The sequence below is a fragment of the Oxalicibacterium sp. genome (assembly GCF_057353965.1).
Window position 1 is genome coordinate 463,283 of sequence record NZ_JBMQZD010000007.1, and the last position, 14,628, is coordinate 477,910.

General features: G+C 60.4%; 13 protein-coding genes. 5 read left to right on the top strand and 8 right to left on the bottom strand.

Annotated features, from left to right (window positions below; all coding sequences use genetic code 11):
* Positions 1 to 119 precede the first annotated feature (119 nt).
* The 6 genes from ACO1VH_RS14030 to ACO1VH_RS14055 form a co-directional block, all read right to left on the bottom strand.
* Positions 120 to 1,421, bottom strand: coding sequence for an MFS transporter (locus ACO1VH_RS14030; RefSeq protein WP_486245086.1), 1,302 nt, complete (start codon positions 1,419 to 1,421; stop codon positions 120 to 122).
* A 23-nt stretch (positions 1,422 to 1,444) separates the two neighbouring features.
* On the bottom strand, positions 1,445 to 2,242 hold the full coding sequence (locus tag ACO1VH_RS14035) for a peptidylprolyl isomerase (protein ID WP_486245087.1): 798 nt from the start codon (positions 2,240 to 2,242) through the stop codon (positions 1,445 to 1,447).
* Between the two features lie 7 nt (positions 2,243 to 2,249).
* Entirely contained in the window at positions 2,250 to 2,933 is a 684-nt protein-coding gene (gene narI / locus ACO1VH_RS14040; RefSeq protein WP_486245088.1) for a respiratory nitrate reductase subunit gamma, read from the bottom strand.
* 66 nt (positions 2,934 to 2,999) lie between these two features.
* Positions 3,000 to 3,728, bottom strand: a complete 729-nt coding sequence (gene narJ, locus ACO1VH_RS14045) for a nitrate reductase molybdenum cofactor assembly chaperone (protein WP_486245089.1) — start codon at positions 3,726 to 3,728, stop codon at positions 3,000 to 3,002.
* 13 nt (positions 3,729 to 3,741) lie between these two features.
* Positions 3,742 to 5,271 (bottom strand): nitrate reductase subunit beta, encoded by a 1,530-nt coding sequence (gene narH, locus ACO1VH_RS14050; protein WP_486245090.1) that lies wholly within the window; start codon positions 5,269 to 5,271, stop codon positions 3,742 to 3,744.
* The gene (locus ACO1VH_RS14055) at positions 5,268 to 9,056 is read right to left on the bottom strand and encodes a nitrate reductase subunit alpha (RefSeq protein WP_486245091.1); all 3,789 of its coding nucleotides are present in this window, start codon (positions 9,054 to 9,056) and stop codon (positions 5,268 to 5,270) included. The genes narH and ACO1VH_RS14055 overlap by 4 nt, the downstream gene beginning before the upstream one ends.
* A gap of 250 nt (positions 9,057 to 9,306) precedes the next feature.
* On the opposite strand from ACO1VH_RS14055, the gene ACO1VH_RS14060 reads away from it, so the two are divergent.
* From ACO1VH_RS14060 to ACO1VH_RS14075, 4 genes are all read left to right on the top strand, one after another.
* Positions 9,307 to 9,648 carry a zinc ribbon domain-containing protein YjdM gene (locus ACO1VH_RS14060; RefSeq protein ID WP_486245092.1) on the top strand — a complete coding sequence of 114 codons (342 nt, stop codon included), beginning with the start codon at positions 9,307 to 9,309 and terminating at the stop codon, positions 9,646 to 9,648.
* A gap of 51 nt (positions 9,649 to 9,699) precedes the next feature.
* On the top strand, positions 9,700 to 10,110 hold the full coding sequence (locus ACO1VH_RS14065; RefSeq protein WP_486245093.1) for a hypothetical protein: 411 nt from the start codon (positions 9,700 to 9,702) through the stop codon (positions 10,108 to 10,110).
* Positions 10,111 to 10,191: 81 nt separating this feature from the next.
* Complete coding sequence (gene pncB, locus ACO1VH_RS14070) at positions 10,192 to 11,379, top strand: nicotinate phosphoribosyltransferase (RefSeq protein ID WP_486245094.1); 1,188 nt, start codon at positions 10,192 to 10,194, stop codon at positions 11,377 to 11,379.
* 109 nt (positions 11,380 to 11,488) lie between these two features.
* Positions 11,489 to 12,403 (top strand): LysR family transcriptional regulator, encoded by a 915-nt coding sequence (locus ACO1VH_RS14075; protein ID WP_486245095.1) that lies wholly within the window; start codon positions 11,489 to 11,491, stop codon positions 12,401 to 12,403.
* Positions 12,404 to 12,424: 21 nt separating this feature from the next.
* On the opposite strand, the gene ACO1VH_RS14080 is transcribed toward ACO1VH_RS14075, so the two are convergent.
* Entirely contained in the window at positions 12,425 to 12,583 is a 159-nt protein-coding gene (locus ACO1VH_RS14080; protein WP_486245096.1) for a hypothetical protein, read from the bottom strand.
* 199 nt (positions 12,584 to 12,782) lie between these two features.
* Here ACO1VH_RS14080 and ACO1VH_RS14085 point away from each other — a divergent pair, with 199 nt between their 5' ends.
* On the top strand, positions 12,783 to 13,439 hold the full coding sequence (locus ACO1VH_RS14085) for a hydrolase (RefSeq protein WP_486245097.1): 657 nt from the start codon (positions 12,783 to 12,785) through the stop codon (positions 13,437 to 13,439).
* Between the two features lie 173 nt (positions 13,440 to 13,612).
* On the opposite strand, the gene ACO1VH_RS14090 is transcribed toward ACO1VH_RS14085, so the two are convergent.
* A complete protein-coding gene (locus ACO1VH_RS14090) occupies positions 13,613 to 14,476 on the bottom strand; it encodes a LysR family transcriptional regulator (RefSeq protein WP_486245098.1) in 864 nt (287 codons plus the stop codon).
* Between the last annotated feature and the right edge of the window lie 152 nt (positions 14,477 to 14,628).

Here is a 14,628-nt window from a genome sequence, read left to right on the forward strand (position 1 = left end):
TTTTTTTATGCGCGCGTACTTTGTGCGTAGGTTGGTACTTCGTTCATGCATGGCTGGCGCATGCGCGGAGGACTAGTCGGCGGCATCGGATCGTCCTGCTTTCCGATGCCGCCGTGCTGTCATGCAGCCTGTTGCGCGCCGGTGATTGGCGTCCTGCGTACTTCCGACAGATACATCAGGATCAGCGAGACCCAGACGATCCCGTACAGGAACATGAAGCAGCTGGAACGGATGCGGAAGATGTCGAGCAGCGCGCCGAAGATGATCGGCAGCAGAAAGCCTCCAAGTCCACCGGCCAGGCCGACAATGCCGGTGACGATGCCCATGTTCTGCGGAAAATCGTCAGCGACGTATTTGAACGTCGACGCCATGCCGAACGCGAACACCGCACCCAGCAGGAAAGTCAGTGCGACGAAGACGAGCGGCGGAATGTTCAGGGCGATCGTGAACGGGCCGTCTATCGTGTGGATGACGAAATCGGTAGGCGGATACGACAGCAGGAACAGGCAGATCCATGCCACCCACAATCCCCACCACGTTACGTTGTGTGCGCCGAATCGATCGGCCAGGATGCCGCCGACCGCGCGCAGTACCGCGCCCGGCAGCGCGAAGCCGGCAGCGAAAGCCGATGCCATCACCAGCGTCATGCTGTATTCCGCCTTCAGGTATTGCGGAATCCACAGCGACAGTGCGGTGAAGCCGCCGAAGGTGATCGAATAGTACTGGCACAGGCGCCACACGCGCGGATCGCGCAGCACGCGGAACGAATCGAGCAGCGAACCCGAAGTCTTGCCCGCGCCCGGATCGCGCGCCGATGCGAACCAGAAAATGACGGCGGTGACGAGCAGCACGACCGCATAGACGCGCGGCACGAAGCGCCAGCCGTAGGCATCCAGCAGTAGTGGTGTGACGAACAGGTTGACCGCTGCGCCGACGGTGCCGGCACCGAAGAAGCCCATCGCGAAGCCGCGCCGCTGCGCCGGAAAGAAACGCGCAACATACGGCGTGCCGACCGCGAACGATGCGCCGACGCAGCCGAGGAACAGCCCGATTACGAGGAATTGCCACAGCTGCGTCGCATAGCTGACGATGTAGACGGGAATGGCGCAGATCGCCAGCAGCAGCGTCATCACAATGCGGCCGCCGAAGCGGTCGGTCCAGATGCCCAGCGGCAGCCGCATCAGCGCGCCGGTCAGCACCGGCGTCGAAGTCAGCAGGCCGAATTCGGTGCCGTTCAGCCCGAGGTCTTCGCGCAACTGCACGCCCAGCACACCGAACATCATCCAGACCACGAAGCACACCATGAAGGCAAAGGTGCTAGCCAGCAGCACCGACCATGCCTGCGCCGTGACGGTGGTTGGCTCTGTGTGGAGAATGGGAAAAACGGAGGAAGACGGCGCGGAAGTATCGGTTGCCTGCATGATCGCTTCTCCTTGATGAATGGCTACTGCACTAGCGGCCCGTTCGCCGCGCCGAGATCGACGCCTTCCAGTTGCGCCTGCGACGCCAGTACCGTCACGTACTGTTGCATCGCCTTGTGCCGCACGCGCTCGGCGAGGAAACGCGCGATGTCGTCGGCCACTTCGTCGAATGGGATCGCCTCGCCGTCGATGCGGCGGTCCACGCGCACGATGTGGAAGCCGAAGCGCGTGTTGACCAGGTACGGCAGGATGCCGTTGCTTTCCACGTCGAAAACGGTCTGTTCGAATTCCGGCACGCTGTCGCCGCGCAGCAACTGGCCGAGACTGCCGCCGACGCCGCCGGACGGGCAGTTCGACAAGTCGCGCGCCGTCGCTTCGAAGGCTTCCGGCGTTGCGCGCAGTTGCTGCAGCGTTTCCTCGGCCTTGGCGCGAATCAATGCCAGTGGTGTTTGCGCGGTAACGGCAAACAGGATGTGGCTGGCGTGGACGATATCGTTGCGGCGGAAGCGCGCGGCGTGGTGACGGTAGTAATGCAGGCAATCGTTGCGCGTGGGAGAGGGCGTTTGCAATTCGGCGGCAAGCAGCGCATCGAGCGCGTCGTCGTCCAGGGTGATTTTTTCCTCGCCGATCAGATGCAAGGCTTGCGCACGCTGCCGCAGCAGTTCGCGGATTGCCAGTGCCTGCCGTGCGGAAGCGGACGGATCGGGCGCGTCCGCGTGATGCAGGCATTCGTCGCGGATGGCATCGTCAGCTATGGCGACGCCATTGACGCGCAGCGCTGCCGTCTCATGTGTTGTGCCGGTTTCGCATACGGAATCCATGATCACCTCAGCGTTTGCGTACCAGTTGATAAGGGCGGATCAGATAGGCAAGCGAAGCGACGCCGCTCCAGATGTGCACCATGCGCGTGAACGGCGAGATCAGGAAGATCGTGAAGCCGAGCGCGATGTGCAGGCGATAGGTTAGCGGCACGCCGACCAGAAGGTCGGCCACGCCGGGTTCGAAGGTGACGATGCCTTTGACGTAATGCGTCAGCTGCTCGAACATCACGCCATCCATGTGGCGCGTGGACAGCACGACGGTGCCGAGGCCGAGTGCCAGTTGCGCCCACAACATCAGCACGACGACGATGTCGGACGTGCGGCTGTTGCGGCGGATGCGCGTGTCGGACAGCCGCCGCCAGATCAGGATCGTCAAGCCGATGATGGCGACCACGCCGGCGGCACCGCCTCCGACCATCGCCAACAGCTGATGCTGCGAAGCTGACAGGAAGGGCGACACCATCCAGTGCGGCGCGAGGAAGCCGGCGAAGTGGCCGATCACGACCACCAAAATGCCCCAGTGGAACATGTTGCTGCCGAGGCGAAGCATGCCGTGCCGCAGCATCTGCGACGAATCGCTCTTCCATGTGTACTGCTCACGGTCGAAGCGCACGAGACTGCCGAGCAGCAGCACGGCAAGGCAGATGTACGGATAGATGCCGAACAGGAATTGATGAAAGTAGTGTTCCATGCCGTTCTCCTGATGCAGGTTTGGCCGCATGGCGTCGCCGTCATGCGGGTACAGCGTTCAGCGCATTCAGCTTCCGGGACGTTTTTCGTGGAAGCGGATCGGTTCTTCTGACTGTGTCATCGATGCCATCGGCGTCATCGGTGATTGTGCGCCGACGAAGCGCACCGGTTCATCCGCATAGGCGGCATCCAGCGCGCGGTAATGTGCGGCATCCGGAATCGCATCGGCGTCGTCTTCGTGCAATTCCTGTTCCGTCGATACCGCCTGCCCGATGCCGGCCAGCGGCAGCAGCGCGCCGATGACGAAGGCATACGGGCTGCCACGTTTACCCAACTGTTCGGCAATCGACTGCAGGATCTCGCCGGTCTCGGCCAGCAGCGGCAGCGCCTCGTCGGCCGGCAGGCGCGACAGGTATTCGAGAAAGACCGGTAGATAATCCGGCAACTGGCCGTCGTTCAGATACAGGCCGTGTTTCTCGTACATTTGCAGCAGATCGACCATCGCCTGTCCGCGATCGCGCGATTCGCCGTGCACATGTTCGAACAGGTGCAGCGAGGTGGCGCGGCCGCGATCGAACAGCGCGACGTAGTTTTCCTGCAGCCGGATCAGGTCGCGTTCTTCGCAATAGTCGAAGAAGCGATCCAGCCTCAGCCGCGCTTGCTGCGGCAAGGCGCGTTCCTCGTGCAAATGCACGCGTGCTTCGGGCAGCGCGCCGAGCAAGGCGTCGTCCGGATAGTCGAGCAGTGCGGACAGGATGGGAAACAGCAGCGGCGACGGCGGTGTGCGGTTGCGCATCTTTATCAACCCTTCATAACTCCTGCTTGATCGGGATCGTGCGGTTGCGCTTCTTCGCGGTGGCGAACAGCCCGGTTTCGGTGCGGCCATCCGAACAGCCGTTGCCGAACGAGAAGCCGCACGACGAACGCAGATCGAACGCATCCTCCGCATACTCGCGGTGCGCGGTCGGGATCACGAAGCGGTCTTCGTAGTTGGCGATTGCCAGGTAGCGATACATTTCCTCGACCTGCGCGACCGACAGCCCGACCTGCTGCAGCACTTCCGGTATGTCGGCGCCGTCTACGTGGCGGCCGCGCATGAAACCGCGCATCGCCAGCAACCGCTGCAGTGCCAGTTTCACCGGCTCTTCCTTGCCGGCCGTCAGCAGATTCGCCAGATAACGCAGCGGAATGCGCAGCGATTCCACGTCCGGCAGCCAGCCGTTCATGCCGAGTTCGCCGCTGTTGGCGGCGGCGTTGATCGGCGACAGCGGTGGCACGTACCAGACCATCGGCAGCGTACGGAACTCCGGATGCAGCGGGAAGGCGATCTTCCAGTCGATCGCCATCTTGTAGACCGGCGAGCGTTGCGCGCCTTCTATCCAGGCAGCTGGCACGCCATCGCGTTCAGCCTGCGCGATGACGGCTGGATCGTGCGGGTCGAGAAAGACCGACAGCTGCGCTTCGTACAGATCGGTTTCATGCTCGACACTGGCCGCTTCCTCGATGCGGTCGGCGTCGTACAGGAGTACGCCCAGATAGCGGATGCGGCCGACGCAGGTTTCCGAGCAGACGGTTGGCTGGCCGACCTCGATGCGCGGATAGCAAAAGATGCATTTCTCCGCCTTGCCGCTGTGCCAGTTGTAATAGATTTTCTTGTATGGACAGCCGGAAACGCACATGCGCCAGCCGCGGCATTTGTCCTGGTCGATCAGCACGATGCCGTCTTCCTCGCGCTTGTAGATCGAACCGGACGGGCACGAGGCGACGCAGGCCGGGTTCAGGCAGTGCTCGCACAGCCGCGGCAGGTACATCATGAAGGTGTTCTCGAACTGGCCGTAGATATCCTTCTGCACGTTCTCGAAGTTGACGTCCTTCGAACGCTTGTCGAACTCGCCGCCGAGGATTTCTTCCCAGTTCGGCCCCCATTCGATCTTTTCCATCCGTTCGCCGCTGATCAGCGAACGCGGTCGTGCGACCGGCATCGCCTTCGCGTCGCCCGCATCCTGCAGATGCGCATAATCGAAGGTGAAGGGTTCGTAGTAGTCGTCGATCTCCGGCAGGCGCGGATTGGCGAAGATCTGCGCCAGCAGCCGCCACTTGCTGCCGAGGCGCGGCGTGATCTTGCCGTTGGCGTGGCGTGTCCAGCCGCCGCGCCAGCGTTCCTGATCTTCCCAGTTCTTCGGATAACCGATGCCGGGTTTGGTCTCGACGTTGTTGAACCACGCGTATTCCATGCCCTCGCGGCTGGTCCAGACATTCTTGCAGGTGACCGAACAGGTGTGGCAGCCGATGCACTTGTCGAGGTTCAGCACCATTGCGATCTGCGCGCGCACTTTCATGAGGCTTCTCCTTCGCGAATCTTGTGTTCAGTGGCAGGGTTGACCGGATCGGGCGGCGCGGGCGATGTTTCGTCGAGCCAGTCGATCCGGTTCATCTTGCGCACGATCAGGAATTCGTCGCGGTTCGAGCCGACGGTGCCGTAGTAATTGAAGCCGTAGGAAAGTTGCGCATAGCCGCCGATCATGTGCGTCGGTTTCAGTGCGATGCGCGTGACAGAATTGTGGATGCCGCCGCGCGTGCCGGTGATCTCGGAGCCGGGCGTGTTGATGATCTTTTCCTGCGCGTGATACATCATCACCATGCCTTCCGGAATGCGCTGGCTGACCACGGCGCGTGCGCACAAGGCGCCGTTGGCGTTGTAGCACTCGATCCAGTCGTTATCGACGATGCCGACTGCCTTCGCATCCGTTTCCGACATCCAGACGATGGGGCCGCCGCGCGAAAGCGTCAGCATCAGCAGGTTGTCGGTGTAGGTGCTATGGATGCCCCATTTCTGGTGCGGCGTCAGGAAATTCAACACGCGTTCCGGGTTGCCGTTGGAGCGTGTGCCCAGCATGTGCGCGTAGTTGCCGGTATCGATCGGTGGCTTGTACACGCACAGCGATTCGCCGAAGGCGCGCATCCACGCGTGATCCTGATACAACTGCTGGCGGCCGCTGATGGTGCGCCATGGAATCAGTTCATGCACGTTGGTGTAGCCCGCGTTGTACGACACGTGTTCCGATTCGATGCCGCTCCAGGTCGGCGACGAGATGATCTTGCGCGGTTGCGCCTGAATGTCGCGGAAGCGGATTTTTTCATCTTCGCGCGCCGATGCCAGATGCGCGTGATCGCGTCCAGTGAGCGCCGAAACAGCCTGCCACGCCTTGACGGCGACCGTGCCGTTGGTTTCCGGCGCCAGCGTCAGGATGGTTTCGGCCGCATCGAGCGCGCTGTCGATGCGCGGCTGGCCGTCGCGGTCGCCAGGGCGGTCGACGCGGTAGTTCAGTTCGCCAAGCAGTTCGACTTCTTCCTTGGTATCCCAGCTGATGCCCTTGCCGCCGTTGCCGAGCTTTTCCATCAGCGGGCCGAGCGATGTGAAGCGCTCAAAGGTCTGCGGATAATCGCGCTCGACTACGATCACCGACGGCATCGTCTTGCCGGGTTTGGCTTCGCATTCGCCGCGCTTCCAGTCCTGCACGTCGAACGGTTGCGCCAGTTCGCCCGGCGTATCGTGCGCGATCGGCGCCAGCACGACGTCGCGTTCCAGCCCGAGATGACCGTGGCTCAGTTCGGAGAAGCGTTTCGCGATGCCCTTGAAGATTTCCCAGTCGCTCCTCGATTGCCATGCCGGATCGACGGCGGCCGACAGCGGATGGATGAAGGGATGCATGTCGGACGTGTTCATGTCGTCCTTCTCGTACCAGGTCGCGGTCGGCAGCACGATGTCCGAATACATGCAGGTGGTGGACATGCGGAAATCCAGCGTGACCAGCAGATCGAGCTTGCCCTGCGGCGCGGCCTCGTGCCATTTCACTTCCTCCGGTTTCGCGCCGCCGTTGGCGACCACGTCATCGCCCTGTACACCGTGCGTGGTGCCAAGCAGATGCTTGAGGAAATATTCGTGGCCCTTGCCCGACGAGCCGAGCAGGTTGGAACGCCAGACGAACATGTTGCGCGGGAAGTTGGCCGGATCGTCCGGGTCTTCGCAAGCCATGCGCAGTGCGCCGGATTGCAGTTGTTGTGCAACGTTCTTGCCGGCCTGTGCCGCATCGTTCAGCGAGCGGCCGACTGTCAGCGGATTTGCCTGCAGTTGCGGCGCGGACGGCAGCCAGCCCATGCGTTCGGCGCGCACGTTGTAGTCGATCGTCACGCCGTGGAAATCCTTCCTGTCCGCCAGCGGCGACAGCAGGTCGGCTGGATTCATCGGGTCGTAGCGCCACTGGTCGGTGTGCGCGTAGAAGAACGACGTCGCATTCATCTGGCGTGGCGGGCGATGCCAGTCGAGGCCGAAGGCCAGCGCGGTCCAGCCGGTCTGCGGGCGCAGCTTTTCCTGGCCGACGTAATGCGACCAGCCGCCGCCGGATTTGCCGATGCAGCCGCACATGATCAGCATGTTGATGATCGCGCGGTACGACATGTCCATGTGGAACCAGTGATTGATGCCGGCGCCGAGGATCACCATCGACTTGCCCTGCGTCTTGTGCGCGTTCTCGGCGAACTGGCGCGCGACGGTGATCACGTCTTCGCGCCTGACACCGGTGATCGCTTCCTGCCACGCAGGCGTATAGGGCAGGTTGTCGTCGTAGCTGTGCGCGATGCCGTCGCCGCCGAGGCCCTGATCGAGCCCGTAGTTGGCGACGAACAGGTCGTAGACGGTGGCGACCAGCATTTCGCCTTCGCGCGTGGCGACGCGGTGCGCACCGATGCGGCGCGAGAAGGTCGACGGATGCGAAGTGTGCGGAAAATGCGGATGCTCGCGGTTGCCGAAGTAGGGGAACAGCACGTCGACGGCTTCGTCGCGCGTCTGCACCAGCGACAGCCGCGGCACGATGGTGCGGCCGTCGGCGGCTTCCGACTGCAGGTTCCACTTGCCCTTGTCTTCGCCTTCCTTCTGTCCCCAGCGAAAACCGAGCGAACCGACCGGCACGACCAGATCGCCATCGGCCTCGTCGATCATCACGGTCTTCCAGTCGGGATTGTTGGCCTGACCGAGGTTGTCGGTGAAATCGGAGGCGCGCAACAGGCGTTCCGGCACGTAGCCATCGCCATGCGGCACCAGCCGAACCAGACATGGCATGTCGGTGTAGCGGCGGCAGTAGTCGAGGAAGTAATCGCTGTTTCCGGCGAGATGGAATTCCTTCAGGATCACGTGTCCCATCGCCAGCGCGAGCGCGGCATCGGTGCCCTGTTTCGGGTGCAGCCAGATGTCGCCGAACTTCGCGCCTTCCGAATAGTCGGGGAAGACGGAGACGATCTTCGTTCCCTTGTAGCGCACCTCGGTCATGAAGTGCGCATCCGGCGTGCGCGTCTGCGGCACGTTCGAACCCCACAGCATGATGAAAGTGGAGTTGTACCAATCGGCCGATTCCGGCACGTCGGTCTGCTCGCCCCAGGTCTGCGGCGACGCCGGCGGCAGATCGCAATACCAGTCGTAGAAGCTGAGACAGACGCCGCCGATCAGCGACAGGTAGCGCGAGCCGGCCGCATACGACACCATCGACATCGCCGGAATCGGCGAGAAGCCGATCACGCGGTCGGGGCCGTGTTTGCTGATCGTGTGGACGTTGGCGGCGGCGACGATCTCGTTGACTTCGGCCCAGGTGGAGCGGATGAAGCCGCCGAGCCCGCGCCGGGCCTGATAACTGCGGCGCGCCGCTTCGTCATCGACGATGCTCTGCCACGCTTGCACCGGCTCCATCGTACGGCGCCGGTCGCGCCACAATTTGACGAGCGCGCTGCGCACCAGCGGATACTTGAGGCGGTTCGCGCTATACAGATACCAGGAATACGATGCGCCACGCGAGCAGCCACGCGGTTCGTGGTTCGGCATGTCGGGGCGCGTGCGCGGATAGTCGGTTTGCTGTGTCTCCCACGTGACGATGCCGCCTTTCACGTAGATCTTCCACGAGCAGGAGCCTGTGCAGTTCACGCCATGCGTGGAGCGCACGATCTTGTCGTGCTGCCACCGCTGCCGATAGGCATCCTCCCATTTCCTGTCTTCATCTGTGACAGCGCCATGACCATTGGAGAATTCCGGCCGGGCCGTCGTGAAAAAACGCAATCTATCCAGGAAGTGACTCATGGGCGATCCGTATTCCAAGGGAGGGTGCGGACATTAAAGGATGTGAATCTCCATTCGTCAATATGTCATTGGTGCATGTCGCGATAAAAGATTGCGTGTGGCGCGGTCGGATCGTGCAAATGAGAATGATTCCGCCGTGCAGACTGTCGGTGCGACCCTGTGCAAAGGAATGTAGCGATGGAAGCGGGATAAAATCGCAGCAGGCGGCCGGCAATCGTGGCTGCGTTGTTTTATCTTTTCTGGAATACGCATGAGCACTCTCCCATCCTGTCCCCAATGCCAGTCCGCTTTCACCTATGAAGATGGCGGCCTCTACATCTGCCCCGAATGCGCGCACGAATGGCCGCAGCAGGCGGCGTCCGAAGAAGCGGAATCTGCGCGCATCTATCGCGATGCGAGCGGCGCCATTCTGCAGGACGGCGATACCGTCACCATCATCAAGGATCTGAAGCTGAAAGGTTCAGGCGGCGTGCTCAAGATGGGAACCAAGGTCAAGAATATCCGTCTAGTCGACAGCGACCACGATATCGATTGCAAGATCGACGGTTTCGGCGCGATGAGCCTGAAATCGGAATTCGTTCGCAAGGCCTGACCGGCCTTATCATTTGTCACATCGTCCAAGCGCACATCGTCCACATCGTCCATGTCGCAACTGTTCACCGTCCCCATCCGTGTCGAATGTCCGCCCGGCGCATGCGGCTGCGATCGGGAACTGTTGCTGAACGATCCCGCCAGCGACCGGCGCATCTTGTTGCTGACCAAGCAGGAAGAGAAAAAGCTGATCGCGCGTATCGAGGCAATCTCGCATTACGCAGAATTGCTGTACATGATGCAGCGCATGGACGAGCAGCTCGGCATGGTGCTGCAGATTGTGCCGGGAGACGGCGAGGTGCGCACCGTGCGCGGCCTGAACATTCGTCTCGTCGAGCAGCCCGGCCTGTGCAAGAAGACGCGGCAGACGGTGCCCGCTGCCGTGCGCCGCTGCCTGGACCAGCATCCGGAAATCGTCTATGCGATTCTGGATGCGCAGGGATTGTTCGGCGCGGTGCCGTGAGTCGCCGCCTGTCTTCGCCGTTGTGTGATGTAACGGTTTCTTCCCGATAGTCGATTCTGAATCCATAAACGAAAGCGCTCCATGCCCATCGTCCACAGCTTGCTGGAAACCGATCTCTACAAGTTCACGATGTGGCAGGCATTGCTGCACAGCCACCCGGCGGCGCAGGCAAGCTATCGTTTCGTTTGTCGCAACAAGCCTGCCTATCCGCTGACCGAATTGAAGGAAGAAATCGAACGCGAGCTCGATCATCTGTGCACGCTGGCGTATCGGGCAGACGAACTGGCCTACCTGCGATCGTTGCGCTTCATCAAGAGCGATTTCGTCGACTTCCTCACCGTGTTCCGCTTTCAGCGTCACTTCATCGAGGTAGCGACCGATGGCGACACGCTGGAAATCGTCGCGCAAGGGCCGATGGTGCACGTGATGGGTTTCGAAATCCACGTGCTTGCCATCGTCAACGAACTCTACTTTCGACGTTTCGATCAGCAGACCGCGCTGACGGAAGGGCGCAGGCGGCTGCAAGAAAAGATTGTGTTGTTACGTGCATTCGGTAGCGAACCACCGCGCACGCATCCATTCGAATTCTTTGACTTCGGCGTGCGCCGCCGCTTTTCCGCCGCGTGGCATGAAGAAGTCGTTTCTACCTTCGCGCGCGAGATTCCGCAATTCTTCAAGGGCACGTCCAACGTCCATTTCGCGAAGAAGTTCGGCCTGGTACCGATCGGTACGATGGCGCACGAATACCTGCAGGCCTATCAGGGATTCGGCGTGCGTCTGCGCGATTTTCAGAAAGCCGCGTTGGAAGACTGGGTGCAGGAATATCGCGGCGACCTCGGCATCGCGCTGACCGACGTCGTCGGCATGGATGCCTTTCTCGCCGATTTCGATCTGTATTTCGCCAAACTGTTCGACGGCCTGCGCCACGATTCCGGCGATCCGTTCGAATGGGGAGAAAAGGCGCTCGCGCACTACGCGAAGCTGAAGATCGATGCACACACCAAGCGCATGGTGTTTTCCGATGCATTGAATCTGCCGCGTGCGCTGGATTTGTATCGGCACTTCGTCGACCGCACGATGACGGGCTTCGGCATCGGTACCGATCTCAGCAACGATGTCGGCTACGAACCATTGAGCATCGTGATGAAGCTGGTGGCCTGCAACGGCCAGCCGGTGACGAAACTGTCCGATTCTCCGGGCAAGGCGTTGCTAACGGACGGAACCTTTCTGGCTTATCTGCAGCAGGTGTTTCATACCGGGAACAGGTAACACACATTCGATGTCCCGTTTTCGCCCTTTCACATTCCGCCTTCCGGTGAGAGTCGCCTAGAATGCAGCACGCCCATTCAGGCGAAGTCCATTAAGGCGAAAAATTGCGATGAACGATCCGCTGAAAAAATTCTCATGGGACGACCTGCGCATCATCAAGGCGATTGGCGACAGCGGCGGCTTGGTATCCGCAGCGGCCGCGCTCGGCGTCAATCATTCGACGATGTCGCGCCGGCTGGCGGCCATCGAGGAGGCGTTGGGCGTCGTGCTGTTCGATCGCCGCCGCAACGGCTATGTGGCGACGGAGGCCGGACTTGAAATGATTGCGCTGGGCGAACGCGTCGAGCGGGACATCCTCAGCGTGGCGTGCCGCATTTCCGGCCACGTGCAAGGACATAAGGGCGATCTGCGTATTACCACCAGCGATGCGTTGCTGCTGGATTTTTTGACGCCGATCATCGCCGATTTCCAGAAGGGCAATCCCGGCATCCGGGTGGAAATGATCGTCGGGAACAAGCCGCTCAATCTGGCGCGCGGCGAATCGGATATCGCATTCCGCGCGACGACCGCGCCACCGGAAAACCTTTTCGGCCGCAAGGCGGCGACGGTCGCATGGGCCGTCTACGGCCGTCGCAACGAATACGTCGGCATGGCGCCCGGACCGGACGAATTGTATCGATGCCCGTGGGTTTCCTATGGCCGCGGCCTTGCCGGCCTGAAGGCCTATGCCTTCGTCAACGAGCGCGTACCGAAGGAAAACATCGTCTATCGCAGCGATTCCGTTGCCGGTGTCGCCTCGGCAATCGCGGCCGGCATGGGAATCGGATTCCTTCCCTGCATGCACGGCGATCTGATCAACGATCTGGTGCGGATCTCGCCGATCGAGCCGGAGGTCTATGACGAATTGTGGATTCTGACGCATCCGGACATCCGCAAATCCGGCAGGATCTATGCATTCATGACCTACTGTGCCGACGCCATTTCTATGCATCGCGATTTCATCGAAGGCCGCGCCGCGCGTTAGCAGGTATTTCTTCGGCCCTTTTCAGTCTTTTTCAGAATTTTTCGTGCCGTAGGTCGTATTCCGGCCTTGCTCGCCATTTCCTTCTTCTGGCGCATTCTGATCGACAAAGCAGAAACGGCCACGGCCATGGCTATTTGAAGCCACACCGATCGGCATATCGACCGATCCGCAATTCTGCATAGTCGATTCCGCTCAAATGCACACTGCTGCATGAGGTTGTCAACCTAGAATCAATTGCGCGTCAACTCACACATTGAATCGCGTATTTGAATCACGCATTAGATCGCACGCAACAGCGGTCGACAGCTTCCGTCGATCTTCTCGCTCATCAGACTCCACTGCATCCACCGTTACCTGCATCTTGAAAGGACATCACGTCATGAGCATCAAAGCTATTGCCAAACCTGCCAGCTCGCTTCTCAGCCCGACCGATCATGCGCTGGTGCTGATCGATCATCAATCGCAGATGGCATTCAACACCAAATCGATTGACGTCACGAATCTGCGTGCCAATACCGGCATCCTTGCGCATGCAGCAAGAGGATTCAACGTCCCGACCATCATTTCGACGATCTCGAAAGACACGTTTGCCGGGCCGCTGTTCGATGAAATCACCGAAGCATTCCCGAATGCAGAAGTGACCGATCGCACCACATCGAACGCATGGGAAGACGAAAACTTCATCAAGCGCATCAACGCCGTCGGCAAGAACCGCCTGGTCATGGCCGGCCTGTGGACTTCGGTCTGCTGCAACGGCCCCGTTATTTCGGCGCTCGAACAAGGGTTCGAAGTCTATGTGGTGACCGATGCCTGCGGCGACTGCACACCGGAAGCACATGAACGCGCGGTCGAACGCATGATCCAGGCCGGTGCACGTCCGATCACGTCGCTGACCTATCTGCTAGAACTGCAACGCGACTGGGCGCGCACCGAAACCTATGACGTGACAACCGGCATTTCGATGAAATTCGGCGGCGCATTTGGCATCGGCATCCAGTACGTGAAGACGATGTTCGGCGCGCATGAAGGGAAGTAAGCCGGCCGCTCTTTGGTGATGCCATTGCCGTAAATTACTGGCGATAAAAAGGCGCTACGGAATGGATCGCGTAGCGCCTTTTTTATCGATCTGCCTGATGGCGATCCGTATCGAATCAGCGTATTTCCGGTACGGGCATCGTTTGTTTGATGTTTCTCGTGCTCAGGGAAAGTCTACGGTGCGATATCCCAATGCTCCGCCCAGTCCGTCTCATCCTTGACGATGCCGCGCAGCAGTTCAAACGCCTTGTGCAGCGGTTCCGATTTGTTTTCGCGTGAATAGATCAGGAAAACCGGATACGAAAATTCTGGCGCGTTCTTCACTTGCGTGACCAGCCCTTTTTCGATCGCGCGGCGTGCGACGCGGGTGCGGAAATAACCGCTGCCGCCATTCTTCATCAGGTACTGAAAAGCGAGCGGGCCGAGATTGAATGACATCGCGTTCCGTGCCTTTTCCGGCAATGCAGCGTCGTGTGCTTTCCTGAATGCCTCGCCCCAGTCGATGTAGATGTACGGTTCGGGATTCTGCGTCGAGGCCACCTGAATCAATTTTTCTTCCAGCAACTGTTCGACCTGCATGCCGGTCCAGTATTCCGGCCGGTGCACCAATGCGGCATCGAGCAAACCATGTTCCAGCTTGTTCTGCAGCGTCGGTCCTTCGCCGACTTCGATACGCACTGCCTGCGTCGGCAGTTCGTCATGCAGACGCGTCGTCCATTGCAGCACCAGCGGATTGCACAGGCTGACTTCGCAGCCGAGCGCGATCGAATTGCCGATGCCGTCCGGCAACGGCAGGTCGCGCCGCGCGGCATCCCAAGTCTGTACCAACTGGCTCGCATAGCCGGCAAAGGTTTCGCCGGCATCGGTCAGCCGTGCGCCGGCGCGGTTGCGCACGAACAGCGAGCAGCCAAGCTGCGATTCCAGGTTCTGCACGCGTGCGGTCACCGTGGTTTGCGTCACGTGCAGGCGGTTCGCGGCGGCGATGAAACTGCCGGAGCGGACGATGCAGAGGAAGGTGCGGGCTAGTTCGATATCCATTTTTAGTAGCAACTTTCTTGATAATAAATGCAGGTTTTATTCATTATTCATGCACTTTTTAATATGCATAATATATACATGTTTTGAGAGAACAGCGCATCGCCGAAGGGAAAAGCCGGAAAGCGGCGCGTTGTTGGAAGCGCAACATCAAG